At 34.8% G+C, this 256-nt stretch carries 1 protein-coding gene; it reads right to left on the bottom strand.

Annotated features, from left to right (window positions below; genetic code table 11):
* A partial coding sequence (locus ACY2RR_RS24545) for a S1 RNA-binding domain-containing protein (protein ID WP_490110827.1) occupies positions 1-256 on the bottom strand: 256 nt, incomplete at both ends.

Below are 256 nucleotides of genomic sequence, written 5' to 3'. Positions count from 1 at the left end.
GACCAATGATTTCTTTTTTCTGTTCTTCGATATCAGCCTCAATAAGTGCTTTATGCGAAACAACAACATTTTTAAACTCGTGGTTGATTTTCACAACTTTGAATTCCATTGTTTTGTTTACGTATACATCGTAGTCTCTAATTGGCTTCACATCAATTTGTGAACCTGGTAAAAATGCTTCGATACCAAATACGTCTACAATCATACCACCTTTGGTACGACATTTTACAAAACCATTTACGATAGTACCTTCGTC

It is taken from the genome of Parendozoicomonas sp. 2304DJ65-17, assembly GCF_058148445.1.
This window is presented reverse-complemented; position numbering and strand designations above follow the sequence as displayed.